This is a genomic window from Stenotrophomonas maltophilia group sp. RY12688 (assembly GCF_052149045.1).
Lineage (GTDB): Bacteria > Pseudomonadota > Gammaproteobacteria > Xanthomonadales > Xanthomonadaceae > Stenotrophomonas > Stenotrophomonas sepilia.
Genome location: NZ_CP197389.1, coordinates 1279699 through 1305209, shown reverse-complemented (window position 1 = coordinate 1305209; position 25511 = coordinate 1279699). Strand labels below are relative to the sequence as shown.

Below are 25511 nucleotides of genomic sequence, written 5' to 3'. Positions count from 1 at the left end.
CGGGGATAAGGAAAAAATGCGCGGACACCGCGCGCGATAGCGCGCCGTGTCTTGGGCGCGTCATTGCGCCGGCTTATCATGCGCGGATGACTTCCGTACGCCTGACCTGTGCGCTGGCGCTGCTGCTGCCCCTGGCTGCCTGCACCACCGCGCCCCCCCCCTCCGCCTCCGTTCCCACTTCCATCGCTGCGGCGGCACCGCCGAAGCTGCTGCTGATCTCCATCGACGGCCTGCGCGCCGATGCGCTGGACCGCAGCCTGACCCCGAACCTGCAACGCCTGATCGATGGCGGCGTGCGCGCACGCTGGATGACCCCGTCCTATCCGTCGCTGACCTTCCCGAATCACTACACCCTCGTTACCGGCCTGCGCCCGGACCACCACGGCATCGTCAACAACAGCATGGACGATGAAGCACTGGGCCGGTTCGAGCTGAGCAATCGCGAAGCGGTTACCACCAGTGGCTGGTGGGGCGGAGAACCGATCTGGGTCGGCGCCGAGAATGCTGGCGTGCGTTCGGCCACCACGTCATGGCCGGGCAGTGAATCGGAGATCCGTGGCGTACGCCCCAGCCAGTGGCGCATCTACGACGGCAAGGAGCCGCTGGAACAGCGCGCCGGCATCGTGCTCGATTGGCTGTCACAGACCGACGCCGATGCCCCCCGCCTGACCACGCTGTACATGGAACACGTGGACAAGGCAGGTCACAACTACGGCCCCGAGTCGAAGCAGTACGCCGACGCCATCGTGCGCGCCGACCAGATCGTCGGCCAGGTGCTCGACGGACTCCAGCAACGTGGGCTGGCCGCAACAACCAATGTGATCGTGGTCTCCGACCATGGCATGGCCAGTGTCCCCGCTGGCCAGGTGATCGCCACCGAATCGATGGTCGACCCGGCGATTGCGCGCAATGTCAGCCAGGGCCAGTCGGTCGGCTTCGCACCGGTGGTCGGCCATGAAGCCGCCGCCGAACGCGCTCTGCTCGGCCGCCACGCGCACTACGAATGCTGGAAGAAAGAAAAACTGCCGGCGCGCCTGCACTACGGCACCCATCCGCGCATTCCCGCCATTGTCTGCATGATGGATGAAGGCTGGGATGCCCTGCATCAGGAAAAGATCGCCAAGCGCGAACAGCAGGACCGCGGCTCGCACGGCTACGACAACGCGCTGCCGTCCATGCGCGCGGTGTTCGTGGCCAGTGGCCCGTCGTTCCGCCAGGGCCTGGTGATCGATGGCTTCGACAATGTCGATGTCTATCCACTGCTGGCACACCTTCTGCAGGTACCAGCCGCGCCGAACGACGGCAACCCGGAAACGCTGAAGAAGACCCTGCGCTGATCCGGTTGTAGAGCCGAGCCCACGCTCGGCTGCATTGCGCCAGCCGGGCATGGGCTCGGCTCTGCAAAATCATGCATAAAAAAACGCGGCGCCAGGCGCCGCGTTTTTCCTTGGACCAGTCGCGCGGCCGGATCAGGCCTTGGCGACGGCCTTCTTCGCCACGGCCTTCTTCGCCGGAGCCTTGGCCACGGTCTTCTTGGCAACCGGGGCGGCGGCGCCTACGGCGACCTTGCTCGCGGTATGCGAACGGGCGTTGCCGTAGCTGGCGTTGTAGCGCTTGCCCTTGGCGGTCTTGCGGTCACCCTTACCCATGTCTTCAACTCCTCAAGTGTGAAATCTGGTTACCCCGTACTGACACGGGTTCGGCGGGGCCGCCTTGCTGGGCGCCCCCGCGCACGATCGAAAATCCTATCATGGAGCGCCTAGTGCGCGCAGCTGGCGTCGTGTACGTGGCCGTGGTTCAGGCGCAGGTTGACCAGATGGGCAACGCCCACCAGCAGGCCACCGATGGTCATCACCACCGCATGCGGCACGGCGTTGTGATGCAGCGGCTCGTACAGCACGCCAGCCCACAGCGCGACCAGGCCGGGGATCAGGAAGCCCAGCGCACGCAGCGCGCCATGGCGGCGGTAACCCCAGACCAGGCTGAACAGCCCAAGCAGGGTCACGAACAGCACCAGCGCCTGTTCAACGCCGTCGCTCAGCCAGAACGACAGGCCCAGCGAGGGCGCTGCCGCCAGCAGCACCGGGATGACTGCGCAATGCACCGCGCAAAGCATCGAACCGGTGGCACCGAAACGGTCGAGCAGGTGGCGCAGGCGTGAGGACAAGGACATGACTTCCAGCAGGGTCGGCGAATCGTTATGGAATAATATAACATCCCTTCCCGACCCGCACGCTTTCCCTCCCCCTGTCCCATCGACGGGATTCGTGCGCCCCGCGATTGATACAGTGTAACAAAGGACCCATCCATGCCCGCCCACACCGCACGGCTCAAGCCGCATTCCCTGGCCCTGGCCCTCGCCGCCCTGCTGCCGTCCGTCGCCTTCGCAGCCGGTCAGGACACCGCCCATCGTGACCGCCACCTGACCGAGCTGTCCTCGGTGCAGGTCACCGCGTCGCCGCTGCAGGGCGATGCCGAATCCCTTGCGCGCCCGGTGGAGGTGCTGGCCGGTGAGCGCCTGGACGAACAGAAGGCCGGCACCCTCGGCGATACCGTGGCCAAGCTGCCCGGCGTGCAGAGCACCTTCTTCGGGCCCGGTGTCGGGCGCCCGATCATCCGTGGCCAGGAAGGCCCACGCGTTGCGGTGCTGTCCAACGGCATGGGCAACATGGATGCATCCACCGTCAGTGCGGACCATGCCACCAGCATCGAGCCGTTCCTGGCTGACCAGATCGAAGTGCTGAAGGGGCCGGCCACGCTGCTGTTCGGCAGCGGTGCCATCGGTGGTGCAGTCAATGTGGTCGACGGCCGCATCGCGCGGGAGCTGCCCGAGCGCCCGCTCAGCGGCCGCGCCGAGCTGCGTGGCAATTCGATGAACAACGAGCGCAGCGGCATGTTCCGCCTCGATGGCGTCAGCGGCAATGTCGTGCTTCATGTGGACGGCCTGGTGCGCAATGGCGACGACTACCGCATTCCCGGCTATGCGGTGATCGACAGCCTGGAAGACCACCACGACGACCACGACCACGATCACGCGGGCGAGGAAGGCGAAGAGCCGCGTCGCGGCCGCCTCGACAACAGCTCCATCCGCACCCGCGCCGGCGGCGTCGGCGCCACCTGGCTGGGCGAAGGCGGCTACTTCGGCGTGTCGGCCAGCACCTACCGCACCAACTACGGCATTCCCAACGGCGCACACGTGCACGCCGACGGCGACGATCACGGCCATGGCCACGGTCACGACCACGGCGATGAAGAGGAAGGCGGCGACGAGCATGACGTGCGCATCGACATGGTGCAGAACCGCTTCGAGACCAAGGCCGGCATCTACAACCCGGTCTCGTTCCTGAAGAACATCAACGCTCGCGTGGCCTACACCGACTACGAGCACGTGGAGCTGGAGGCCGGCACGCCCTCCACCCGCTTCACCAACCGTGGCATCGAAGCGCGCCTGGAAGCGGTGCAGCAGCAGATCGGTGGCTGGGACGGCGCCTTCGGCCTGCAGTTCGGCAACAGTGATTTCGGCGCCAAGGGTGAAGAAGCGTTCGTACCGGATACCGGTACGAAGAACATCGGCCTGTTTGTACTGCAGGAAAAGCAGTTCGGCCCGTTCAAGCTGGAACTGGGCGGCCGCCACGACCAGGTCAAGCTGGACCCGACCGGTGACTATCGCCGCCGTACGTTCGGTGCCACCAACCTGTCTGCCGCCGGTATCTGGAAGCTCAACGACGCCGTCGACCTGCGCATCGGCGTGGACAGCTCCGAGCGTGCACCGACCAACGAAGAGCTGTATGCCGCCGGCGCACACATCGCCACCCGCTCGCTGGAAATCGGCGACGCCAACCTGAAGACCGAGCGCGGCCAGCGCGTGGAACTGGGCATCCACACCCACAGCGAGCGCCTGGACTTCTCCGCGTCGGTCTACCAGACCAGGTTCAAGGACTTCATCTACCTGGCCGACACCGGCGTTACCGAAGGCCTCCCGGTCCGCGCCTGGACCCAGCAGGACGCGGTGTTCCGCGGCGCCGAAGCCGAAGCGCTGGTGCACCTGTTCGAGGGTGGCGCCGGTGACTGGGATCTGCGCCTGTTCGGTGACTACGTGAAGGCCAAGCTGGATGGCAGCGGCAGCCGCAACCTCGACATTGCCGTTCCGCATGGCGACCACAACCACAACTACAGCGTGGAACTTGCCAACACCGGCTACCTGCCGCGCATCGCCCCGGCCCGCGTCGGTGCCGACCTGCGCTGGTCGAAGGACGGCTGGCGCGCCTCGGTCGGTGCGGTGCGTTACAGCCGCCAGAAGGACGTCGCGCAGAACGAGGAGCCGAGCAACGGCTACACCCTGGTCGACGCGCACCTGGCCTATCGTTGGGACCGCAACGCCAGCAACAGCTACGAGGTGTTCCTGGATGGCAGCAACCTGACCAACCGCGAAGTGCGTCCGCATACCTCGCTGCTGCGCGACTACTCGCCGCTGCCGGGCCGTGGTGTCGCGTTCGGCATCCGCGCGTTCTTCTGATCGGCTTACGCCGTCGGAACATTACCCGAGGGGGCCGAAAGGCCCCCTCTTTTTGTCGTATATGGCATGAACTGGTGAAAGCGGCGCACTACCAATGCGTCACCATCTACTACGCGGCTAGACTCAGCCCGGTATCAATCCAATAGAAAAACTGAGCGGAAACACTTGCATGACCATGAGTCTCGATGCCGAACTGAAAGAACGCATCCTTGCAATCGCCAAATGCGGGAGAACCGCTTGGCTGGCCGGTGACATCGCGGAGGCAGAGCATCGCTTCCTTGAAAGCTGGGACATGATTCCAGAGCCCAAGTCATCCTATGACCACGCCCAGAGTTCATCGTATGGAATAGCAGTTTTCTATCGCGATACCGCCCAGTTTGAGAAGGCCAGAGCGTGGGCGATGGTCGCCAGAGACATTTATGGACAAGGAGAAGCCTCAAGCGAGTACATGGACGAGCTCCTTGCAACGATTGAGTTCGAATCGGGAAACCTTGATGCAGCCTACGCGCTGTTCGAACCGCAGCACCGCAAGTACGGCAGACGTGCCTTTGAGGGCCATGAGAAGGGGTTCATTGATTTCATCAAGAGCAGGAAGAAGGCCAGATGAGCGGATCAGCCACCGGCTAGCCGCATCCGTTCCGGCTCCAAGCCTTTTCATCCACGCATGGCGTGGATCTACAGCAACTCCAGCGGTGGGCCTTCGGGCCCCGTTTTCGTTCAGATTCTCACCATCACGCATCCGTCACAAAGATGTGCGTACCACAACAAGCGGACAATCCCGTCACTCAATGTCTCGCCAAACGGACACTTTTGTCCGAAAATAACTCCATGACCGCCCAACGTGCCGATGCTGCTGCCCGCCGTGCCCTCATCCTCGACGCCGCCGATCATGTCTTCGGCCAACATGGCGTCACCGCCCCGCTGGATCTGGTGGTCGAACGCGCCCAGGTGGGCCGCGCCACCCTGTACCGCAACTTCCCCGACCGCACCGCGCTGATCCAGGCGCTGCTGCAGCGTACGGTCGACCGCATCCGGCGCCAGGTCGAACAGCTCGGCGACCGCGACGACGCCCTGTTCGAGGTGTTCGAGGGCATGGCCCAGCGCATCATCGATTCGCCGGCGCTGGCCGATTACTGGCGTGCGGTCGATTCGGACGTGCCGGCCATGCGCGCGGCGCGCGAGACCGTGCGCGACCTGCTGGAGGAGCCGATCGCCCGCGCCAAGGCCGCCGGGCTGTGCCGTGCCGATCTGGAGAAGACGGATATTTCACTGATCTCGGGCATGCTGGGCGCAGCCCTGCGCGGCAAGACCCGCGACGAGCGCGCCCACCTGGCCGGGCGTGCCCTGCAGCTGCTGCGCGGGGGTCTTCAGGGAGCAACCAGCGAGGCCCGCTGATGGTCCAGCCGTATCTGAAGCCGGTTCCGGATTGGGAGGAGCACGAGAAGCCGACCATGCCCGGCTCGGCGTCGATGCCCTGGCACCCACCGTACCGGCGTGTGGCTTATGCGCTGGTATCGCTGCTGGTGGCGATCACCGGCGGGCTGGGCAATGCGCTGGTCACTGCCAACCTGCCGTTCCTGCAGGGCCAGCTGGCGCTGACCCCGACCCAGGGCAGCTGGCTGGTGGCGGCCTATGCAATGGTCAATGTCACCGCCAACCTGCTGGCCTTCAAATTCCGCCAGCAGTACGGCATCCGCCTGTTCGCCGAAATCGGGCTGGGCCTGTACGCGGCGCTGGCGGTGCTGCACCTGTTCGTCGGCAGCTTCGAGACCACGATGCTGACCCGTGCCGCCAGCGGCTTCGCCGGCGCGGCCTGTTCGACCTTGGGCACGCTGTACATGCTGCAGGCCCTGCCCCGCCGCTTTACCGGCAACCTGCTGGTGGTCGGCGTCGGCCTTTCGCAGCTGGCGGTGCCGATCGCCTGGATCGTTTCACCAGGCTTGGTGGATACCGGCCAGTGGCACCAGCTGTATTCGTTCGAGGCCGGCCTTGCGTTGTGCGCATTCGCCGCCGTAGTGGTGTTGAAGCTGCCGCCCGGCATCCAGGTGAAGGCCTTCGAGCCGCTGGATTTCCTTACCTTCGCGTTGCTGGCGCCGGCGGTTGCGCTGCTGGTGATCGTACTGGCGCAGGGCTACACCCGTTGGTGGCTCAACACGCCGTGGCTGGGCTGGGCGCTGATCGCCTCGATCGTGCTGTCCACCACCGCCTTCATCATCGAACACTACCGGCGCAATCCGCTGCTGCAGACACGCTGGCTGGCCAGCCTGCCCGTACTGCATTTCATCGTCGGCGCGTTCCTGATCCGCTTCCTGACCACCGAGCAGTCCTACGGCGTGGTCAACCTGATGCGCACGCTCGGCATGGGCCCTGATCAGTTGCGGCCGCTGTTCGTGGTGATTCTTGCCGGCGTGATCACCGGTATCGCCGGCACTGCACTGACTTTCGGGCCCAAACGGCTGATCCCGCAGCTGCTGATGGCGATCCTGCTGCTGGGCGCTGCCGCCTTCTTCGACCAGCACCGCACCAGCCTGGATCGGCCGCACGACTTCTACGCCAGCCAGTTCCTGGCCTCGGTCGGTGCCGGCATGTTCATGGGCCCGCTGATCATGCTCGGCATTTCCGCTGCGTTGAAACAGGGTGTGGACCACATGATCACCTTCCTGGTGACGCTGTCGATCACGCAGACGCTGGGCGGCCTGGCAGGTTCGGCGGTGCTGGGGACCTTCCAGCTGCATCGCGAGCAGTTGTACTCCAGCGCGTTGACCAGCCAGCTCGATCCCGCCGATCCGGTGGTGGCGCAGCGCCTGCGCATCCAACAGCAGCTGTATGCCGCCCAGATCACCGACCCGGTGCTGCGCAGCGCGCAGGGCAGCGCGCAGCTGGCGCAGACCACTCGCCGCGAAGCCAACGTGCGCGGCTTCAATGATGTGTTCACGCTGAGCGGCTGGCTGGCGATCGGCTTCCTGTGCTGGTTGCTGCTGCTGTCGCTGCGCACCGCCGTGCTCAAGCAATGGCGCAAGCGCCACCCCGCCCTTTCCACTGCGGCCACGCCAGCCGCGCCCCGCTGAGTTCTCGACCATGCCCCCCGTCCCGCCCCGATCCGACGACGCCGACAACGTGACCCCACCGCCGCCGACCGACGCGGCGCCTGCGCCCACGCCCGTTGAACCGGCGGTCGCGCCGAAGTACCTCAAGCCCAGCGCGCGCAGCGTGGTAGTGATGGTGGTGGTCGCCCTGCTGGGCATCGCGCTGATCCTGCGCGCCTGGCACCTGTGGCCGTTCACCAGCAGCGTGATGGTGACCGACAACGCCTATGTGCGCGGACAGATCACGGTGATGGCGCCGCAGGTGAATGGCTATGTGACTGAAGTGCTGGTGAAGGATTTCCAGCACGTAAGGCAGGGCGAGCCGCTGCTGCGCATCGATGACCGCATCTATGCCCAACGCGTCGCCCAGGCGCAAGCGACGCTGGACAGTGCGCGCGCGGCGCTGGCCAACTCCGACCAGTCGCAGGCGCAGAACCGTGCGCAGATCGCCTCGGCGCGCGCCACGCTCTCGGCTGGCCAGGCCGAACTGCAGCGCGCGCGCAACGAGCTGAAGCGCTACGAGGAACTGGCCGCGCAGCAGTTGGTGTCGATCAATGACCGCGACAAGTTCCGCACCAGCCAAGCCTCGGCGCAGGCCAGCGTGCAGCAGTCGCAGGCGCAGATCCGAATCGCCGAGGAAACACTGGTGTCGACCCAGGTCGCGCGCAAGAGCCTGGAGGCCCAGGTGGAAAGCGCACAGGCGCAGCTGGAACTGGCCCGCATCGACCTGGCCAATACGGTGATCCACGCACCGCGCGACGGCCAGATCAGTGAAGCCAGCGTGCGCGTGGGCCAGTATGTCGCCGCCGGTTCGCAGCTGCTGTTCCTGGTACCTGACACACTGTGGGTGGTGGCCAACTACAAGGAAGGCCAGACCTGGGGAATGGCGATCGGCCAGCCGGCCACGTTCTCGGTGGACGCGTTCCAGGGCCAGGTGCTGCGCGGCCGCGTGCAGGAGATCGCGCCCGCCACCGGATCGGAGTTCAGCGTGTTGCGTCCGGACAATGCCAGCGGCAACTTCACCAAGGTGGTGCAGCGGCTGCCGGTGCGGATATCGATCGATGAAGGCCAGAAGCTGGCCGCGCAGCTGCGGCCCGGCATGTCGGTGATCGTGCGGGTGGATACCGCAGGCAAGCCGAAGGACTAGCCCTTGTCATGAAACGGGGTCAGATGCCTTTGCCAATGGCAAAGGGATCTGACCCCACTCAGGATGCCGGCCAGCGGCCGGCACTACCATTGCGTTACCCCGCGCAGCGCGCGCAGAGACCGTGCACTTCCAGGGTCTGTGCCTGCGGCTGGAAGCCCAGTTCCTTGGCCCGCTTCTCCAGCTGGCTGACGATCTCGCGGTCTTCCAGCTCCACTGCGCTGTGGCAGCTGTTGCAGATCAGGAACGGCACCGAATGCGCAGCGCTGCTTGGATGATGGCAGGCCACGAAGGCATTCACCGACTCCAGCTTGTGCACGAAGCCATTGGCCATCAGGAAGTCCAGCGCGCGGTACACGGTGGGCGGGGCATCAGCGCCCACGCCCTTGCCGTTGCGCACCCATTCCAGCAGCTCGTAGGCCTTGACCGGCTTGCCGGCCTCGGCGATCAGCTTCAGCACGTTGGCGCGGATCGGGGTCAGGCGCAGCCCGCGTTCGCGCGAGACACGCTCGACCACCGCCACGAAATCCGATGCGTCGTGGACGTGGTGGTGCGGGGCGGTACAGGCAGTGGCGGTCTTGGCGGGCATGCGTGTTCTCCGGTTCGGGCCTGGCAAGGATGCCTCAGGCCGTTGCTACCTTGGTGATGGCCACATCAATGCGTTTCAAGGCCTGCTCGCGGCCGGCCAGGTACACGGTATGGGAAATGTCAGGGCTGACCTGGGTGCCGGTGATGGCCACGCGCAGCGGCTGGGCGACCTTGCCCATGCCGATCTCCAGCGCTGCGGCCGCGTCATGCAGGGCGACGCCCACCGACTCGGCGGTCCATTCCGGCAGCGCGGCCAGCAGCTCGCGGGCCTTGCCCAGCGCCACCTCGGCACCGGCCTTGAAGTGCTTGGCCACCGCCGCTTCATCGTACTCGGTCAGCGGCTGGTACCAGACCACGGCCTTCTCGGCCATTTCCTTCAGGGTCTGCACGCGTTCACGCAGGGCGATCACCACATCCTCCGGAGCCGGGCCGGCGGCCACGTCCAGCCCCAGCTTCTGCAGCTGGTAGACCAGGTGCGGCACGATCGCGGCCACGTCCTCGGTCTTCAGGAAGTGCTGGTTGACCCAGCCCAGCTTGGCCATGTCCAGGCGCGAGGCCTTGGAATTGCAATCCTTCACGTCGAACAGGTCGATCAGTTCCTGGCGGCTGAACAGCTCCTGGTCACCATGCGACCAGCCCAGGCGGGCCAGGTAGCTCAGCAGCGCATCGGGCAGGTAGCCGGCGTCCTTGTACTGCATCACGTCAGCCGCACCGGTGCGCTTGGACAGCTTGGCGCCCTGCTCGTCCAGGATCATCGGCATGTGGCCGAACCTGGGCACCGGCGCGCCGATGCCTTCATACAGGTTGATCTGGCGCGGGGTGTTGTTGATGTGGTCGTCGCCGCGGATGACCTCGGTGATGCCCATGTCCCAGTCGTCCACCACCACCGCGAAGTTGTAGGTGGGGTAGCCGTCCGGGCGGAAGATGACCATGTCATCCAGCTCGCTGTTGGCGATCTCGATGCGGCCCTTGATCAGGTCATCGAACACCACCGTGCCTTCCAGCGGGTTCTTGAAGCGGATGACGCGGTTCGGGTCGTCCCGGTAGGGCAGGCCCAGATCGCGCGCAGCGCCGTTGTAGCGCGGCTTTTCCTGCCTGGCCATGGCGGCCTCGCGCATGGCATCCAGCTCCTCGCGGGTCTCGTAGGCGTAGTACGCCTTGCCCTCGGCGATCAGCTGCTCGGCCACTTCCTGGTAACGGGCGACGCGGTCGGTCTGGTAGATCGGGCCTTCGTCGTAGTCCAGGCCCAGCCACTCCATCGCCTCCAGGATGGCGTCGATTGCGCCCTGGGTGCTGCGTTCGCGGTCGGTGTCCTCGATGCGCAGCACGAACTCACCGCCGCGGTGACGGGCCTCCAGCCAGCAGTACAGCGCGGTGCGGGCACCACCGATGTGCAGGTAGCCAGTGGGACTGGGGGCGAAGCGGGTGCGGCAGGTCATGGACGGCTCGAGGAACGGGAATCCCCCGATTTTACCAGCCCACCGCCCCCGACGGAAAAAGGGGACGGAGGGGATTAAGTCGCGATTGCCCAGCCCTGGGGTGCTGCAACCGGGAAGCGGAGGGGAGATGCGACTTAATCCCCTCCGTCCCCTTTTACGGTTCTGCCTTTCGCGGGAAGGACGGCTCGCGCATTGCGGCGTTGTAGGCGAACGAAGCGACGATGGCCGCGGCCTGCTTCAGGTCTTCCGGTTCGGCGTGGTCCCAGGTGTCCAGGTGGCTGTGGTGGACGTTGGTGAAGTAGTCCAGCCGGTCCTGGATGAACTGGAAGCCCGGCAGGCCGATGCGATCGAAGCTGATGTGGTCGGTACTGCCGGTGTTGCGGGTGGCCACGGTGGTGGCGCCCACGTCATGGAACGGCGCCAGCCAGGCTTCGAAGATCGGCATCGCCGCCAGGTTTTCCTGCGCGTAGATGCCACGGAAGCGGCCCGAGCCGTTGTCCATGTTGAAGTAAACCTGGAACTTGCTGTAATCGCGGGTCTTCTGCAGTGCACCGGTCGGCTCGCGCAGCGACGCCGGCAGCGCCTTCTGCGCCGCGTCAGTGGGTTCGGGGAAGCGACCGAAATGCTTGGCGACGTAGGCCTGCGAGCCGATCAGGCCCTGCTCCTCGCCGCTCCACAGCGCCACGCGGATGGTGCGCTTGGGCTTGGCGCCGGTGGCCTTGAGGATGCGCATCGCCTCCATCATCACCGCCACGCCGGCCGCGTTGTCGGCCGCACCGGTGCCGCTGTGCCACGAATCCAGGTGCGCACCGATCATCACCACTTCATCGGGCTTGCTGCTGCCGCGGATCTCGGCCAGCGTGTTGTAGCCGGGCTGGTCGGCCTCGTCGGTGAAGCGCGCCGCTACATCCACGCGCAGGCGCACCGTCTGCTTGGCCTGAAGCGCGCGCACCAGCGGATTGAAGTGTTCGCTGATCATCGCCAGTTCCGGGATGCCCACCGGCTCACCGGCCTTGCGCGAACCGCCGCCGGCAACGCGGATGATGCCGTTGTCCCAGCTGCTGATGCTGATCGAGGCCAGCGCGCCCTCTTCGACGAAAAACGCATTGACCTTGGCCGCCAGCTGCTGGCGTTCCTGGTACTCCTTGACCCGCTTGGCGCGCTCGGCGGTAGCGTCCTTGTCCTTGGGCAGGGTGAACTCCTGCAGGCCCTCGAGCGAGGTCGCGTCGTGGCGGTGCGAATCGGGCTCGGTGCCCCGCTTGTATTCGCGTGCCTCGCCCAGCAGGAGGATCTTGCCGCGCAGCTTGCCGCGGTACTTCTCGATGTCTTCGGGCTTCTTGATGTCGACCTGCACCAGCTCGCCTTCGACCGGGCCCTTCGTACCGCGGGTCCAGGCTTTGGGCAGCGCATGCAGCGGCTGCACGCGGTCACCCAGCATTTCCACGCTCGCCGAGGTGAATTCCCAGCCACGGCCGAAATCATCGAAGGCTTCGTCGTGGACGTTGTCCAGCTTCCATTCGTTGAACTTGCCGCGGGTCCACGCATTGGCGCGGCCCATCGCCGGCGAATTGCTCAGGCGCGGGCCGATGCGCTCGGTGAGATAGCTGAAGGTGTCCATCACCTGCGAACGGTGGAATGCCTCCTGGCGGATGCGGCTGACCATGTCCAGGTCCACCGTTTCGCGCTGCTGCGCCGCTGCATTGCCACCCATCGCCAGCGCTACGGCCAGCACGCCCCACTTCAACACATCGCACCCCTGCCCTTCGGCTCGATCATCAACCCATCGAGTCTAGCCAGCCGGGGCGCGGCGATACCGTCCCATCGGTCATGGGCGGCGCGGAAGCGTGCGAGCCGAGGTTCGCACCCACAGGAGAGTGGTTGGTTCGCACCCACAGCAGAGTCTTGGTTCGTACCCGCAAAAGCCGAATCACCCGCTCCATCCCAACCACAACTGCGCCCGCTCCGGCAGCAACAGCAACCAGTGCCGCCGGTCGACGCTGCTGCAGCCGTACACCGCCGCGTGTGCCGGCCAGTCATCCGGAAGGCCGCCGATGCCGATCTCGGCCAATGCCTCCGCGCCGGCCTTCCATGGCCGATAGCGCGGCACCCGCCCGGCCACCGCGCCGCGTCCCTGCCGCGCACCCTGCAGCCAACGCAATCCCTGCCCCTGCAATCCTTCGCAGGTCACCGCCGCCAGCTGGAAGCGGACCAGACCGGGGGCGATCCGCGCCCCCGGCAGGGCCGCCAGCACGCCATGTGCCTGCAGCAGCGCATCCACTTCCAGCAGGGCCGGAATGCCCTGCCGTGCCCGTTGCCGCAATCCCTGGCGCCAGCCCATGGCGTGCTCCTTACTTCAGGTCCGCGCCGAGCGCGTACCAGTCGACCCGGCGGGTCACCCACATCGCAAGCGCCAGGATCACGAACAGCAGCAGCGACCCCATCAGCAGTGCGTTGTTCTCCGACACCAGCAGGCCATACAGCGCGCCGTACAGCACGGTCAGCAGGGCCGCGAAGCCGAGGCCGCGCCTCCAATGGCCCAGCACGTTGGCCAGATACACCGCCTGCAGGCCGATACAGGCCACCGCCGAAACCAGGTAGGCCTTCCAGAACGCGATGTGCTCGGACAGGCTGATCAGCAGCAGGAAGAAGATCGCCAGCGCCAGGCCGACCATGAGGTACTGCAGCGGGTGGATGCGCAGCGACTTGATCAGCTCGAACAGGATGAATCCGACGAAGGTCAGCAGCACGAACAGCACCCCGTACTTGGACGCACGGTCGGCCTGGGTGTAGGTATCGACCGGATCGACCAGCGACACCGTCACCGCCTGCGAGTCGACCGAACCTTCATTGCGCAGCTGCCGCTGTGCGTCGGAGGCCAGCGATGACACCGCCCAGCGCGCGTCGAATCCCTGTGCATCAACGCGCCGCTCGTTGGGCAGGAACGCACCGCTGAACGACGGATGCGGCCAGCTCGAACGCAGCGCGATGTGGGTGTCATCGCCCACCGGCACCACCGACAGCATGCGGCTGCCATCCAGGCGCAGCTCCAGTTCAACGGTGCTGGCCGCCAGCGTGCCGCCCTGATCCGCAGCGAAACCGGCCACCGGCGCATGCAGGCCACGGCCAACTTCGCTGGCCACGCCGACGCCCGGCAGCAGGCGCAGCTGCTTGCCATCCACGCGCAGGTTCGGTGTACCGACCAGGCCGCGCACATCGGAAACGCCCACCGCCACATACGGCTGGCCATACGTGCGCCCTGCCTTCACGGGATAGTCGTCAGCGGCGAAGCTCGCCTTCATCTGGCCGTTCCAGCTGTACACCGGCACCTTGAACAGGCCGACTTCGCGCTGGCTCGGCAGCATCTCACCGCCCACCTCCAGCGACGCCGGCATCTGCAGCCAGTGCCCCTCGGTGACCTGCACCTCGGTCTTCTTGACGCCCAGCGGGTCAACCAGTTCAACCTGCTTGCGTTCCACCCACGGCACCACCCGCACCGGACCAACCAGCTGCTGCGTGCCGGCACGGCTGTCGGCCACCCGCGCAAAGGCCTCGTCGCGGTACTGGCTGCGCTCGGTGATCACCCCGCGGATCATCATCAGCGGCACCAGCAACAACAGGATCAGCCCGCCGACAATGGCGAACCGCAGCAGCATCTTCAGGGATTTCATGGTCCATCCTCGTTGGAGAGGGCTGCAGGATGGACCGCTGCGGTGAGCAGGGTTTGTGGCGAATTTGAAGCGAGTGTGAAGTCAGCGGCGCGGGCGCTGGCCCGCTGCACCCAACGGCAGCCACAGGCTGGCCACCGTGCCACCGCCATCGCGGGCGTCGAGGCTGGCGCGTCCGTCATGCAGGCGAGCCACTTCCTGCACGAACGGCAGGCCCAGGCCGGAACTGCGCCGGCCGCTGCCGGGGCGGGCCAGCGAATAGAAGCGTTCGAACACCCGTTCGCGCGCGTAGTCGGGAATGCCGGCGCCGCGATCCGCTACCTGCAGGCGCACGCCCTGCCCGTCCACCTCGGCCTGCAGCGCGATGTCCGCGCCGGGCGGTGAGAAGGCAATGGCGTTGTCGATCAGGTTGTGCAACGCCTGCCGCAGCAGATAGGCATCACCCTGCACGCGCATGTCGGGCACGCTGCCGATGCGAACCTGCACGCCGGCCGCCTGCGCACGCACCTGCGCCGCCGCCGCCGCATCGGCCAGCAAGGTTGGCAGCGCGATCGGATCGCGGGTCTGCAGCCAGCCGTGCTGTTCCACTTCGGCCAGCGCCAGCAGCTTGTCGATCGTCTCGGTCAGCCGCTCCTGCTGATCGACGATGCTGCGTGCGAAATGCACGCGGTCGGCCTCCGGCAGCGGCTCCTGCAGCAGCTCGGCGGCACCGCGGATCGCCGCCAACGGGCTTTTCATTTCATGCGTCAGCGACTGCACGTACTGCTCGACGTAGGCCTTGCCCTCCAGCTTGCGGCGCATTGTTTCCAGTGCCTGGCCCAGGTCGCCGATCTCGTCGCGGCGCCGCCGCGGCGGTGGCACCGGTTCGCCGGCGCTGACCGCCCGTGCATAGCGGCTGAGCTGGCCAAGGCCCGTCGTGAGCCACATCGTCACCAGCACGCCGACCAGCGCCGACAATCCGATCAGCCAGGCGCCGCGCTCGATGATGGCGCGCTGGCTGGCCGCAATGAACGGATCGATGCTGCGATTGGGCTGGGCCAGGCTGAGCACGCCGATCAGGGTGCGGCCATCGGCCGGGTCGTACACCGGCGCCGCCACATGCATCACCGTATCGCCTTCTTCGCCTGGCACTTCCGGGCTGGAGCGGGCGCCGTACTCGCCACGCAGGGTGCGGTAGACATCGTTCCAGCGCGAATTGTCACGCCCCAGGTCGCGGCCCAGCGAGTCGTAGATGACGATGCCCTTGGCATCGGTGATGGTCACCCGGTAGTCCAGTGAGCGCTTGGGAAAGCGCCAGACCATCGCTTTCAGGTCACGCTGCCGCGCCTTGGCGAGGTTGCGGGTGAAGCTGCCGCTGCGGATGGTGCCGTCCTTGACATCGGCCGCCGCCATCTCGGCCAGCACGTTGGCGGCATCGACCAGGGTCGATTCCATCGCCTGGCGCACACCCGGCTTCACTTCGTTGACGAACACGCGCATCACGAAGAACGCGGCGATGCCGGTGATCAGGAAGAAGCCGAGGAACAGCTTCAGGACCAGGCGCATCGGCTAGACCTCCAGCGCGTAGCCGAGGCCACGGTGGGTGCGGATCGGGTCGTCGCTGGCACCGGCTGCGCGCAGCTTGGCGCGCAACGTCTTTACATGGGTGTCGACGGTACGGTCGGCACTATCGGCGCTGCTGTCCCAGCCGCGATCCATCAACTGGGCACGACTGAGGATGGCACCCGGCCGCTGCAGCAACGCTTCCAGCAACGCGTACTCGTAGCGGGTCAGGTCCAGCGCGTGGCCGCGGAAGCGGATGCGCCGGCCTTCACGGTCGATGGCGAAGGCACCATGTTCCTGCCAGCCCGTATCGGCGCCGGGGGCTGCCGCGACCGGTGCGGCGCGACGCAGGCGCGCACGCACCCGCGCCACCAGCTCACGCGGCGAGAACGGCTTGGTCATGTAATCGTCGGCGCCCAGTTCCAGGCCGAGCACGCGGTCCACTTCATCGTTGCGGGCGGTCAGGAAGATCACCGGCAGCTGCGCCGCCGGCCCGGGCTGCGCGCGCAGCCGGCGGCACACCTCGAAGCCACCCAGGTCGGGCAGGCCCACGTCCAGCACCACCACGTCGATATCCCCGGCCTGCAGCCGTTGCAGCGCCTCGCCACCGAGCAGGCAGTGGCTGGCGGCATAGCCCTCGCTGCGCAGCGCATAGAGCACGGTTTCGGCGATGGCGGCTTCGTCCTCGACCACCAGGACATGGGCAACAGGAGCTGTCATGGCGCGCAGCATAGCCGCTGCGGCCGCCGCCCCGTACACTGCGGCCCATGAACTATCGCCACGCCTTCCATGCCGGCAACCACGCCGACGTGCTCAAACACATCGTGCAGCTGGCCCTGATCGACAGCTTCAAGCGCAAGGACAGCCCGTTCTTCGTGCTCGACACCCACGGCGGTGCTGGCCGCTACCTGCTGGCCAGCGAAGAGAGCCGCAAGACCCTGGAGGCCGAATCCGGGATCATGCGGCTGATGGCCCAGCCCAGGCTGCCGGAGGTAGTCGAGCGCTACCTGAAGGCGGTGCAGGCCGACAATCCGGTGGGCGCACTGACCAATTATCCGGGCTCGCCGCTGCTGAGCGCGCAGGCCATGCGCCCCCAGGACCGCATGGCGGTCTGTGAGCTGCAGGAAGCCGAAACGGCCACGCTGAAGGCCCTGTTCGCCCATGACAGCCGCGTCGACGTTCGGGCGGGCGATGGCTATGCCCTGCTGCGTTCGCTGCTGCCGCCGAAGTTCAACGGCAGCAAGATCGGCCGCGGCCTGGTGCTGATCGACCCGCCCTACGAAGCCCAGGATGCCGAGTACCAGGCGGTGCTGGCCGCCCTGGCCGAAACCCTGGCACGCTGGCCGCAGGCCACCTGTGCGGTCTGGTTCCCGATCAAGCAGCGCCGCACCATCCTGCACTTCCTGCGCAAGGCCACCGCCCTGCCGGTGAAATCGGCGATGACGATCGAGTTCCTGGTGCGCCCGGACGACTCGCCGCTGCGCCTCAACGGCAGCGGCATGCTGCTGCTCAACCCGCCGTGGCAGTTCGACCGCGTGGTCGGTCCGGCCCTGCCGGCGCTGCGCCAGCACCTGGGCGAACCGGGAGCCAGCACCCGCCTGGATTGGCTCAAAGCCCCCGAATAACGGCCTTCACGAGGCTGTACCGCCGTGAGCCTTTCGTTCACGGAATGCAGCCCCGGTGATGCCACAATCGATGGACCACCAAGGAATCACCCGGTATGGCCACTCGCAACCGCATGCCGCCCTGGCATGAGATCTTCAAGGCTCCCAGCGGCCACGAGCTGCTGATCCGCCCCATCCGCCCGGAAGACGGCGCACCGCTGCAAGCGGCGTTCAGCCTGTTCGGGCCGGAAGAAATCCGTGATCGTTTCCTGCAGGCGGTGACCGAGCTGTCACCGGAAACCACCCAGCGCCTGACCCACCCCAATCCCAAGACCGAGATCACCCTGGTCGCAGCCGAATCCCTGCCCGCTGGCGAAGCGGTGGTCGGCGCGGTCGCCCGGGCCTCGATCATCCCCGGTACCCGTGAAGCCGAGTACGCGATCCTGATCAGCCGCTTCCTCATTGGCCAGGGCCTGGGCCGGCAGCTGATGCGCAAGCTGGTGAAGTGGGGCCGCGGCAAGTACCTCGACCGCCTGTACGGCGACGTTGCCGCCGAGAACGAGCCGATGAAGCAGCTGGCCGCCTCGCTGGGCTTCAAGCCGGTGCCGCACCCGACCGGTGCCGAAGGCCTGGTGCGGATGGTGCTGGAGCTGGACAACTGACGGATGCGCCGGGCCCTGCCCGGCCATACCTCCCGGTAGTGCCGGCCGCTGGCCGGCATTGTGTTCCCCCAACGGCACGTGAGGCCGTCGGCAAACGGCCGGCACGACCCACCGGGCTTCGATCGGGCTTCTGCTAAAATCCGGGGTCCATGTCGCGTACCTCATACCCCGCCCCGCCGCTGCCGCGCGCCGGCCAGCTCCGCGCCTGGTGGCGCGCCCCCGCCTCGCCGACCGCCCTGGCCTGGTACCTGGCCCAGGCCGCGCGTGCGCATGACGCCCCGCTGCTGGTGATCGCCCGTGACAACCACGGTGCCAACCAGCTCGAAGCCGACCTGCAGACCCTGCTTGGCGGTGACCCGGCCCTGCCGGTGGTCGCCTTCCCGGACTGGGAAACCCTGCCGTACGACCGCTTCAGCCCGCATCCGGACATCATCTCGCAGCGCCTGTCCGCCCTGCACCGCCTGCCGGCGCTGAAGCGCGGCCTGGTGATCGTGCCGGTGCAGACCCTGCTGCAGCAGCTGGCCCCGCGCAGCTATGTGATCGGTGGCAGCTTCGACCTGAAAGTCGGCCAGCGCCTGGACCTGGAAGCCGAGAAGCGTCGCCTGGAAAGCGCCGGCTACCGCAACGTGCCGCAGGTGATGGACCCGGGTGACTTCGCGGTGCGCGGCGGCCTGCTCGACGTGTTCCCGATGGGCGCCGACGAGCCGCTGCGGGTAGAACTACTGGACGAGGACATCGACTCGATCCGTGCCTTCGATCCGGAAAGCCAGCGTTCGCTGGACAAGGTCGAGGCGGTGCACATGCTGCCCGGCCGCGAAGTGCCGATGGACGAGGCCAGCATCGCACGCGTGCTGGCCACGCTGCGCGAGCGTTTCGATGTGGATACCCGGCGCAGTTCGCTGTACCAGGATCTGAAGTCCGGGCTGGCCCCGGCCGGCGTCGAGTACTACCTGCCGCTGTTCTTCGAACGCACCGCAACCCTGTTCGACTACCTGCCCGACGGCAGCCTGCCGGTGGTCTGTACCGGTGCGTATGAAGCATCCGTCGCGTTCTGGGCGCAGACCGCGGACCGCTATGAGCAGCGCCGCCATGATGTGGAGCGCCCGCTGCTGCCGCCTTCGGCGTTGTACCTGTCGCCGGAGCTGCTGCGCGAGCGCCTGAACGATGCCCCGCGCATCGAGGTGTGGTCGGCTGACCACGCGCGCATCGCCGATGCCCACGCGCTGGGTGACCAGCCGCTGCCGCCGCTGCCGGTGGCCGCGCGCGAGGCCCCCGCTGGCGACGCGCTGAAATCCTTCCTCGGCCACTATCCGGGCCGGGTACTGATCGCCGCCGATTCGCCCGGGCGTCGCGAGGCCCTGCTGGAAGTGCTGCAGGCCGCCGAACTGAAGCCGCCGGTGGTGGCCGACCTGCCCAGCTTCCTCGCCGACGGTGCGCGCTTCGCGATCGCGGTGGCACCGCTGGAAGATGGCTTCGCGCTGGACGACCCGCGCATCGCGGTGCTGACCGAGCGCCAGCTGTTCCCCGAGCGCGCCGGCAGCACCCGCCGCACGCGCCGTGCCGGCCGCGAGCCGGAGGCGATCATCCGCGACCTCGGCGAGCTGACCGAGGGTGCGCCGATCGTGCACGAGGACCATGGCGTCGGCCGCTACCGTGGCCTGATCGCGATGGACGTCGGCGGCATGCCCGGCGAGTTCCTCGACATCGAATATGCCAAGGGCGACCGCCTGTATGTACCGGTCGCCCAGCTGCACCTGATCAGCCGCTACTCCGGCGCTTCGGCGGAAACCGCACCGCTGCATTCGCTCGGTGGCGAGCAGTGGAGCAAGGCCAAGCGCAAGGCCGCCGAGAAGGTGCGCGATGTCGCCGCCGAACTGCTGGAAATCCAGGCCCGCCGCCAGGCGCGTGCCGGCCTGGCACTGCAGGTCGACCGCGCGATGTACGAGCCGTTCGCCGCCGGTTTCCCGTTCGAGGAAACCCCCGACCAGCTGGCTGCGATCGATGCCACCCTGCGCGACCTGGCCAGCAGCCAGCCGATGGACCGCGTGGTCTGCGGCGACGTCGGCTTCGGCAAGACCGAGGTGGCGGTGCGCGCTGCATTTGCTGCGGCCAGTGCCGGCAAGCAGGTGGCGGTGCTGGTGCCGACCACGCTGCTGGCCGAGCAGCATTATCGCAACTTCCGCGACCGTTTCGCCGATTACCCGCTGAAGGTCGAAGTGCTGTCGCGCTTCAAGACCAGCAAGGAAATCAAGGCCGAACTGGAGAAGGTGGCCGCTGGCACCATCGACGTCATCGTCGGCACCCATCGCCTGCTGCAGCCTGACGTGAAGTTCAAGGACCTGGGCATGGTCATCGTCGACGAGGAGCAGCGATTCGGCGTGCGCCAGAAGGAGGCGCTGAAGGCGCTGCGCGCCAACGTACACCTGCTGACGCTGACCGCCACGCCGATCCCGCGCACGCTCAACATGGCCATGGCCGGCCTGCGCGACCTGTCGATCATCGCCACGCCGCCGCCGAACCGGCTGGCGGTGCAGACCTTCATCACCCAGTGGGACAACGCGCTGCTGCGCGAAGCCTTCCAGCGCGAGCTCGCGCGCGGTGGCCAGCTGTACTTCCTGCACAACGATGTGGAGAGCATCGGCCGCATGCAGCGCGAGCTGTCCGAGCTGGTGCCGGAGGCACGCATCGGCATCGCCCACGGGCAGATGCCCGAGCGCGAACTGGAAAAGGTGATGCTGGATTTCCAGAAGCAGCGTTTCAACGTGCTGCTGTCGACCACGATCATCGAATCGGGCATCGACATCCCCAACGCCAACACCATCATCATCAACCGTGCCGACCGTTTCGGCCTGGCCCAGCTGCACCAGCTGCGTGGCCGCGTCGGCCGTTCGCACCACCGTGCCTACGCCTACCTGATCACCCCCGACCGTCGCGCGATCACCCCCGACGCCGAGAAGCGCCTGGAAGCGATCGCCTCGATGGACGAGCTGGGCGCCGGCTTCACCCTGGCCACCCACGATCTGGAAATCCGCGGCGCCGGTGAACTGCTTGGCGAGGACCAGAGCGGGCAGATGGCCGAGGTTGGCTTCAGCCTGTATACCGAGCTGCTGGAACGCGCGGTACGCAGCATCAAGCAGGGCAAGCTGCCCGACCTGGATGCCGGTGAGGAAGTGCGCGGCGCCGAGGTCGAGCTGCATGTGCCGGCACTGATCCCGGAAGACTACCTGCCGGACGTGCACACCCGCCTGACCCTGTACAAGCGCATTTCAAGCGCGCGCGACAGCGATGCACTGCGCGAACTGCAGGTGGAGATGATCGACCGCTTCGGCCTGCTGCCGGATGCAGCCAAGCACCTGTTCGCCATCGCCGAGCTGAAGCTGAAAGCCAATACGCTGGGCATCCGCAAGCTCGACCTGGGCGAGAACGGCGGCCGCATCGTGTTCGAGTCCAAGCCGAACATCGATCCGATGGCGGTGATCCAGCTGATCCAGAAACAACCGAACCTCTATGCCATGGAAGGGCCCGACAAGCTGCGCATCAAGCACCCGCTGCCGTTGCCGGAAGACCGCTTCAACGCGGCCCGCGCCCTTCTGACCACCCTCGCCCCGGGTTGATCCCCCCCCCGAACACCCCGCACCGGCCCCCACCCGGTGCGGGCGGATGACAATGTTCCCTGACGCCGTACCCGCCCCCGACCTGCTGCACGCGCAGGCCTGCCTGATCGATGCCCTCGCGATGTCGCTGCAGATGCGCGACGCCTATACCCGCCACCACTGCGACCGCGTTGGCCTGCTCGCGCAGTGTCTGGCCACGCACTGCGATCTTGATGACGAGGCCCGTGCGCAGATCGGCCTGGCCGCGCGCTTCCATGACATCGGCAAGATCGGCATACCCGATGATGTGCTGCTGGCACCCCGCCGGCATACCGATGAGGAGCGCGCGATCATGCGCGAGCATCCGGTACGCGGCGAACACATCTTCCTGGCCACCGGCCGCAGCGACGCCTTGCCGGTGGCGCGGCTGATCCGCGCCCATCACGAAGCCTTCGATGGCAGCGGCTATCCCGATGGGCTGCGCGGCGAATCCATCCCGCTGGGCGCGCGCATCGTCACCATCGCCGATGCCTACGATGCGATGACCAGCGTGCGCCCGTATCGCAATGCGATGGAGCATGAGGCCGCATTGCGGATCATCGACGAGCAGGCCGGCGGGCTGGTGGATCCGTACGTGCTGCAACGCTTCCATCGCATGCTGGAGCGGGAACCGGCGCTGGCCTGAGATCTTCCCGACGGTGAAACGACCCGCCGGTAGAGTCGACTGTTAGTCGACTGCTCTTCGTCCAGATCGCGAAAATCCCGCGCTGCGCGCGATAGTCGACTAACAGTCGACTCTACCAGCCGGCGCTGCGCTGCCGGCCTGGAAGACAAAAGGCCCGGCGTTCGCCGGGCCTTTCGCTCCACGCATCACGGGTGATCGATTACCAGATCACCACGCGCTTGTCGTCGGCGCGCACCATCGCATCACCCGCCTTGCACTGGAATGCAGCAGCGAACGAGGGCATGTTCGACGGCGCACCGTTGGCACGGAAATTGGCCGGCGCGTGCGGATCGGTGTTCAGGCGCACGCGCAGCTCGCCATCGGTGAAGTTGCGGCGCCACACGGTGGCCCAGTTCATGAAGAAGCGCTGGTCCTGGCTGTGGCCGTCAACCTCGACGTTCGCCTTCGGGTCTTCCTTCAGCGCCATCTGCAGCGCGTCGTAGGCCACGGTCAGGCCGCCCAGGTCGCCGATGTTCTCGCCCAGGGTCAGCTTGCCCTTCACGAACACGCCCGGCACCGACTCGTAGCCGTCGAACTGGGCGACCAGCTGGTCGGTACGCTCGGTGAAGGCCTTGCGGTCGGCGTCCGTCCACCAGTTGTCGAAGTTGCCGTTGGCGGCGAACTGGCTGCCCGAGTCGTCGTAGCCGTGCATCATCTCATGGCCGATGACTGCACCGATGCCGCCGTAGTTCAGCGCCGGATCGGCCTTGGCGTCGAAGAACGGCGCCTGCAGGATCGCCGCCGGGAACACGATCTCGTTCTTGGTGGCGTTGTAGTACGCATTGACGGTCTGCGGGGTCATGCCCCACTCGGTCTTGTCCACCGGCTTGCCGATCTTGTCCAGCATGTAGCGGTAGTTGAACGCGCGTGCTGCCTGCATGTTGCCCAGGTAGCTGTCGCCGTTGGTCTGCAGGCCCGACCAGTCACGCCACTTGTCCGGGTAGCCGATCTTCGGGGTGAAGCTGGCCCATTTTTCCAGTGCCTTCTTCCTGGTTTCCTCGCCCATCCACGGCAGCTGCTCCAGGCGCGCCTTCAGCGCCTGCGACAGGTTTTCCACCAGGTGCTGCATGGCGACCTTCGACTCGGCCGGGAACACGGCGTCGACGTACAGCTGGCCCAGGGCTTCACCCATGCCGCCGTTGACCGACTCCAGCACGCGCTTCCAGCGCGGCTGCATTTCCTTCTGGCCACGCAGGGTCGTGCCGTAGAAATCGAAGTTGGCCTTCTCGAACTGGCTGCTCAGGTATGGCGCGGCATCGTCGATGGTGTGGAAGCGCAGGTAGGCCTGCCAGGTGCTGGCGGGCACATCGGCCAGCATCTTGTCCATTTCACCGAAGAAGCCCGGCTGCGCCAGCGAGAACTTCTGCGCGGCCGGTACCTTCAGGGTGTCGAACAGCGCGGTCCAGCTGAAGTTCGGGGTCAGTTTGTCCGCGTCGGCGGCACTGAGCGGGTTGTAGCGCTTGGCCGGGTCACGCATTTCGATGCGTGACATCGAGGCCTTGGCCAGGCGGGTTTCGAAGGCCATCACGGCCTTGGCCTGCTCGGCGGCCTGCGCCGCGTCCACGCCGGACAGGGTCAGCACCTGTGCGATGTAGGCCACGTAGGCGTCGCGGATCTTGGCCTGCGCATCGTCGAAGTAATAGCCCTTCTCCGGCAGGCCCAGGCCGCCCTGGCCGACATAGGCGATGACGTTGGCCGAATCCTTGTAGTCGGCATTGGCGAACAGCGAGAACAACACGCCCTTGCCTTCGGCCTGGCTGTCGCGCAGGTACTGGGTGATGGCGGCGGTGTCGTTCAGCGCGGTGATCTTGTCCAGCTGCGGCTGCAGCGGCGCCAGGCCGGCGGCTTCGATCTTGGCCTCGTCGTTGCCGGTCTTCCAGATGTCACCGATCTTGGCTTCCACCGAGCCGGCCTTGGCCTGGCTGGCGGCGGCCTGCTGCACCAGCGCGTGCTGCACTTCCAGCGAGCGCTCGCGCAGGATCTCGAAGCTGCCCCAGGTGGTCTGGTCGCCCGGCACCGGGTTGGCCTTCAGCCACTTGCTGTTGACGAAGCCATTGAGGTCGGTACAGGCCGAAATGGCCGGATCGAGGTCGGCGCTGTTGAGCGAGATCAGCGGCGTCTTGATCTGCGACAGGTCGAAGGCCGGCTTGGCGTCGGCACTGGCCGCCGGCGCGGTTTCGTTCTTGCCACAGGCGGCCAGCGAGGCAGCGATGGCGATGGTCAGGCCCAGCGGGACCAGGTTGCGGACGTTCATGAGGCTCTCCTGCGGGTAATTTCACAGGGTAGCCGGGGGCGTGAGATTGGGGACCGGCCAAAGGTCACAGAGCCCACGGCGCAGCTCCCGCCGCGCGCCGGTATGCTCTGGCCTCTGCGATCACTGGACCTCATGACCATGGACGAACCTGCGCTGCTGCTGGCCCTCGACACCTGTGAGTTTCTGTTTCTTGCTGAGATTGGCGAGCCGGAAGCGAATCGTCTGCGCCTGGTCGTCGAGGAGGGCCGGGTGGTCGGAAAGCCCTCCCGGGTGGAGCTCGGTCATGGACGTTCAATCGATGATGTGCGTGCGATAGAGGTGGTGCCCCACTCGCAGCGGTTTGAACTGATCTGGGACCACTACATCAGCTACGCCGTGCACAACGAGTCCTACCAGAGCTGGGACGACTCCGAAGCCTGGAGCGGCAACCTGTTCCGCCGCTACAGCCATTCGAAGTTCCTTGAATATCTGGGCCGTGCCACCTTCGCTGATACCCGTTACCCGGGCCCATTCACGCATTATCAGGTGATATGCCAGGACCACGTCATCGACATTGCTGCGCTGCAGTCGCCGAAGGTGCGCCTGCTGGGTCCTTCGTAGCTGGCACATGCAGCCCCAATGAAATGGCTCTACCGGGTTGCGACAGCGTCAGCCGAGCGTGGGCTCGGCTCTACAAAAAGAAGGGCCGGCTTGC

21 protein-coding genes are annotated in these 25511 nt (G+C 66.6%); 11 read left to right on the top strand and 10 right to left on the bottom strand.

Features of this window, described 5'->3' with window-relative positions:
* Window positions 1-86 precede the first annotated feature (86 nt).
* Entirely contained in the window at window positions 87-1337 is a 1251-nt protein-coding gene (locus tag ACS0OT_RS06035) for an alkaline phosphatase family protein (RefSeq protein WP_065197076.1), read from the top strand.
* A 132-nt stretch (window positions 1338-1469) separates the two neighbouring features.
* Here ACS0OT_RS06035 and ACS0OT_RS06030 read toward each other — a convergent pair whose 3' ends face one another.
* The gene (locus tag ACS0OT_RS06030; RefSeq protein ID WP_004150462.1) at window positions 1470-1649 is read right to left on the bottom strand and encodes a 30S ribosomal protein THX; all 180 of its coding nucleotides are present in this window, start codon (window positions 1647-1649) and stop codon (window positions 1470-1472) included.
* A gap of 110 nt (window positions 1650-1759) precedes the next feature.
* Window positions 1760-2173, bottom strand: coding sequence for a MerC domain-containing protein (locus tag ACS0OT_RS06025; RefSeq protein ID WP_005415804.1), 414 nt, complete (start codon window positions 2171-2173; stop codon window positions 1760-1762).
* Window positions 2174-2308: 135 nt separating this feature from the next.
* On the opposite strand from ACS0OT_RS06025, the gene ACS0OT_RS06020 reads away from it, so the two are divergent.
* The 5 genes from ACS0OT_RS06020 (at window position 2309) to ACS0OT_RS06000 (ending at window position 8749) form a co-directional block, all read left to right on the top strand.
* On the top strand, window positions 2309-4516 hold the full coding sequence (locus ACS0OT_RS06020) for a TonB-dependent receptor (protein WP_442256086.1): 2208 nt from the start codon (window positions 2309-2311) through the stop codon (window positions 4514-4516).
* Between the two features lie 169 nt (window positions 4517-4685).
* Window positions 4686-5123, top strand: a complete 438-nt coding sequence (locus ACS0OT_RS06015; protein WP_139726917.1) for a hypothetical protein — start codon at window positions 4686-4688, stop codon at window positions 5121-5123.
* 221 nt (window positions 5124-5344) lie between these two features.
* Window positions 5345-5911, top strand: a complete 567-nt coding sequence (locus ACS0OT_RS06010) for a TetR/AcrR family transcriptional regulator (RefSeq protein ID WP_005415802.1) — start codon at window positions 5345-5347, stop codon at window positions 5909-5911.
* Window positions 5911-7584, top strand: a complete 1674-nt coding sequence (locus ACS0OT_RS06005; RefSeq protein ID WP_065177464.1) for an MFS transporter — start codon at window positions 5911-5913, stop codon at window positions 7582-7584. The genes ACS0OT_RS06010 and ACS0OT_RS06005 overlap by 1 nt, the downstream gene beginning before the upstream one ends.
* 10 nt (window positions 7585-7594) lie before the next feature.
* Complete coding sequence (locus tag ACS0OT_RS06000) at window positions 7595-8749, top strand: HlyD family secretion protein (protein WP_065177465.1); 1155 nt, start codon at window positions 7595-7597, stop codon at window positions 8747-8749.
* Between the two features lie 94 nt (window positions 8750-8843).
* Here the strand turns inward: ACS0OT_RS06000 and ACS0OT_RS05995 are convergent, their stop codons facing one another.
* The 7 genes from ACS0OT_RS05995 to creB form a co-directional block, all read right to left on the bottom strand.
* Window positions 8844-9335: a Fur family transcriptional regulator gene (locus tag ACS0OT_RS05995; protein WP_005415799.1), complete on the bottom strand. Its 492-nt coding sequence runs from the start codon at window positions 9333-9335 to the stop codon at window positions 8844-8846.
* Between the two features lie 34 nt (window positions 9336-9369).
* Entirely contained in the window at window positions 9370-10773 is a 1404-nt protein-coding gene (gene gltX, locus ACS0OT_RS05990; protein ID WP_005415798.1) for a glutamate--tRNA ligase, read from the bottom strand.
* Window positions 10774-10927: 154 nt separating this feature from the next.
* A complete protein-coding gene (locus tag ACS0OT_RS05985; RefSeq protein ID WP_065177467.1) occupies window positions 10928-12520 on the bottom strand; it encodes a M20/M25/M40 family metallo-hydrolase in 1593 nt (530 codons plus the stop codon).
* 180 nt (window positions 12521-12700) lie between these two features.
* The gene (locus tag ACS0OT_RS05980; protein WP_005415796.1) at window positions 12701-13111 is read right to left on the bottom strand and encodes a hypothetical protein; all 411 of its coding nucleotides are present in this window, start codon (window positions 13109-13111) and stop codon (window positions 12701-12703) included.
* Window positions 13112-13121: 10 nt separating this feature from the next.
* Window positions 13122-14441: a cell envelope integrity protein CreD gene (gene creD / locus ACS0OT_RS05975; protein WP_065177468.1), complete on the bottom strand. Its 1320-nt coding sequence runs from the start codon at window positions 14439-14441 to the stop codon at window positions 13122-13124.
* A gap of 81 nt (window positions 14442-14522) precedes the next feature.
* Window positions 14523-15983 carry a two-component system sensor histidine kinase CreC gene (creC, locus tag ACS0OT_RS05970; RefSeq protein ID WP_065177469.1) on the bottom strand — a complete coding sequence of 487 codons (1461 nt, stop codon included), beginning with the start codon at window positions 15981-15983 and terminating at the stop codon, window positions 14523-14525.
* Between the two features lie 3 nt (window positions 15984-15986).
* On the bottom strand, window positions 15987-16712 hold the full coding sequence (creB, locus tag ACS0OT_RS05965) for a two-component system response regulator CreB (protein ID WP_080375099.1): 726 nt from the start codon (window positions 16710-16712) through the stop codon (window positions 15987-15989).
* A 35-nt stretch (window positions 16713-16747) separates the two neighbouring features.
* On the opposite strand from creB, the gene ACS0OT_RS05960 reads away from it, so the two are divergent.
* The 4 genes from ACS0OT_RS05960 (at window position 16748) to ACS0OT_RS05945 (ending at window position 22524) form a co-directional block, all read left to right on the top strand.
* Window positions 16748-17605 carry a 23S rRNA (adenine(2030)-N(6))-methyltransferase RlmJ gene (locus ACS0OT_RS05960; RefSeq protein ID WP_053499314.1) on the top strand — a complete coding sequence of 286 codons (858 nt, stop codon included), beginning with the start codon at window positions 16748-16750 and terminating at the stop codon, window positions 17603-17605.
* A gap of 95 nt (window positions 17606-17700) precedes the next feature.
* Window positions 17701-18246, top strand: coding sequence for a GNAT family N-acetyltransferase (locus tag ACS0OT_RS05955; protein ID WP_004150340.1), 546 nt, complete (start codon window positions 17701-17703; stop codon window positions 18244-18246).
* 149 nt (window positions 18247-18395) lie between these two features.
* Window positions 18396-21860, top strand: a complete 3465-nt coding sequence (mfd, locus tag ACS0OT_RS05950; protein WP_442256085.1) for a transcription-repair coupling factor — start codon at window positions 18396-18398, stop codon at window positions 21858-21860.
* A 46-nt stretch (window positions 21861-21906) separates the two neighbouring features.
* The gene (locus tag ACS0OT_RS05945; protein WP_005415790.1) at window positions 21907-22524 is read left to right on the top strand and encodes an HD-GYP domain-containing protein; all 618 of its coding nucleotides are present in this window, start codon (window positions 21907-21909) and stop codon (window positions 22522-22524) included.
* Between the two features lie 199 nt (window positions 22525-22723).
* Here ACS0OT_RS05945 and ACS0OT_RS05940 read toward each other — a convergent pair whose 3' ends face one another.
* The gene (locus ACS0OT_RS05940) at window positions 22724-24817 is read right to left on the bottom strand and encodes a M13 family metallopeptidase (RefSeq protein ID WP_065179781.1); all 2094 of its coding nucleotides are present in this window, start codon (window positions 24815-24817) and stop codon (window positions 22724-22726) included.
* Window positions 24818-24955: 138 nt separating this feature from the next.
* Between ACS0OT_RS05940 and ACS0OT_RS05935 the strand changes: the two genes are divergently transcribed.
* Window positions 24956-25417, top strand: coding sequence for a hypothetical protein (locus ACS0OT_RS05935; RefSeq protein ID WP_231109140.1), 462 nt, complete (start codon window positions 24956-24958; stop codon window positions 25415-25417).
* Window positions 25418-25511: the final 94 nt, after the last annotated feature.

Excerpts from the sequence above, each read along its gene's own strand:
- ACS0OT_RS06020 (WP_442256086.1), top strand. The coding sequence starts at position 2,309 with ATGCCCGCCCACACCGCACGGCTCAAGCCGCATTCCCTGGCCCTGGCC.
- creB (WP_080375099.1), bottom strand. The coding sequence starts at position 16,712 with ATGCTGCGCGCCATGACAGCTCCTGTTGCCCATGTCCTGGTGGTCGAG.
- ACS0OT_RS06000 (WP_065177465.1), top strand. The coding sequence starts at position 7,595 with ATGCCCCCCGTCCCGCCCCGATCCGACGACGCCGACAACGTGACCCCA.
- ACS0OT_RS05955 (WP_004150340.1), top strand. The coding sequence starts at position 17,701 with ATGGCCACTCGCAACCGCATGCCGCCCTGGCATGAGATCTTCAAGGCT.
- gltX (WP_005415798.1), bottom strand. The coding sequence starts at position 10,773 with ATGACCTGCCGCACCCGCTTCGCCCCCAGTCCCACTGGCTACCTGCAC.
- ACS0OT_RS05945 (WP_005415790.1), top strand. The coding sequence starts at position 21,907 with ATGACAATGTTCCCTGACGCCGTACCCGCCCCCGACCTGCTGCACGCG.
- ACS0OT_RS06030 (WP_004150462.1), bottom strand. The coding sequence starts at position 1,649 with ATGGGTAAGGGTGACCGCAAGACCGCCAAGGGCAAGCGCTACAACGCC.
- ACS0OT_RS06035 (WP_065197076.1), top strand. The coding sequence starts at position 87 with ATGACTTCCGTACGCCTGACCTGTGCGCTGGCGCTGCTGCTGCCCCTG.
- ACS0OT_RS05935 (WP_231109140.1), top strand. The coding sequence starts at position 24,956 with ATGGACGAACCTGCGCTGCTGCTGGCCCTCGACACCTGTGAGTTTCTG.
- ACS0OT_RS06005 (WP_065177464.1), top strand. The coding sequence starts at position 5,911 with ATGGTCCAGCCGTATCTGAAGCCGGTTCCGGATTGGGAGGAGCACGAG.
- mfd (WP_442256085.1), top strand. The coding sequence starts at position 18,396 with ATGTCGCGTACCTCATACCCCGCCCCGCCGCTGCCGCGCGCCGGCCAG.
- ACS0OT_RS06025 (WP_005415804.1), bottom strand. The coding sequence starts at position 2,173 with ATGTCCTTGTCCTCACGCCTGCGCCACCTGCTCGACCGTTTCGGTGCC.
- creC (WP_065177469.1), bottom strand. The coding sequence starts at position 15,983 with ATGCGCCTGGTCCTGAAGCTGTTCCTCGGCTTCTTCCTGATCACCGGC.
- ACS0OT_RS05980 (WP_005415796.1), bottom strand. The coding sequence starts at position 13,111 with ATGGGCTGGCGCCAGGGATTGCGGCAACGGGCACGGCAGGGCATTCCG.
- ACS0OT_RS05995 (WP_005415799.1), bottom strand. The coding sequence starts at position 9,335 with ATGCCCGCCAAGACCGCCACTGCCTGTACCGCCCCGCACCACCACGTC.
- creD (WP_065177468.1), bottom strand. The coding sequence starts at position 14,441 with ATGAAATCCCTGAAGATGCTGCTGCGGTTCGCCATTGTCGGCGGGCTG.
- ACS0OT_RS05940 (WP_065179781.1), bottom strand. The coding sequence starts at position 24,817 with ATGAACGTCCGCAACCTGGTCCCGCTGGGCCTGACCATCGCCATCGCT.
- ACS0OT_RS06015 (WP_139726917.1), top strand. The coding sequence starts at position 4,686 with ATGACCATGAGTCTCGATGCCGAACTGAAAGAACGCATCCTTGCAATC.
- ACS0OT_RS06010 (WP_005415802.1), top strand. The coding sequence starts at position 5,345 with ATGACCGCCCAACGTGCCGATGCTGCTGCCCGCCGTGCCCTCATCCTC.
- ACS0OT_RS05960 (WP_053499314.1), top strand. The coding sequence starts at position 16,748 with ATGAACTATCGCCACGCCTTCCATGCCGGCAACCACGCCGACGTGCTC.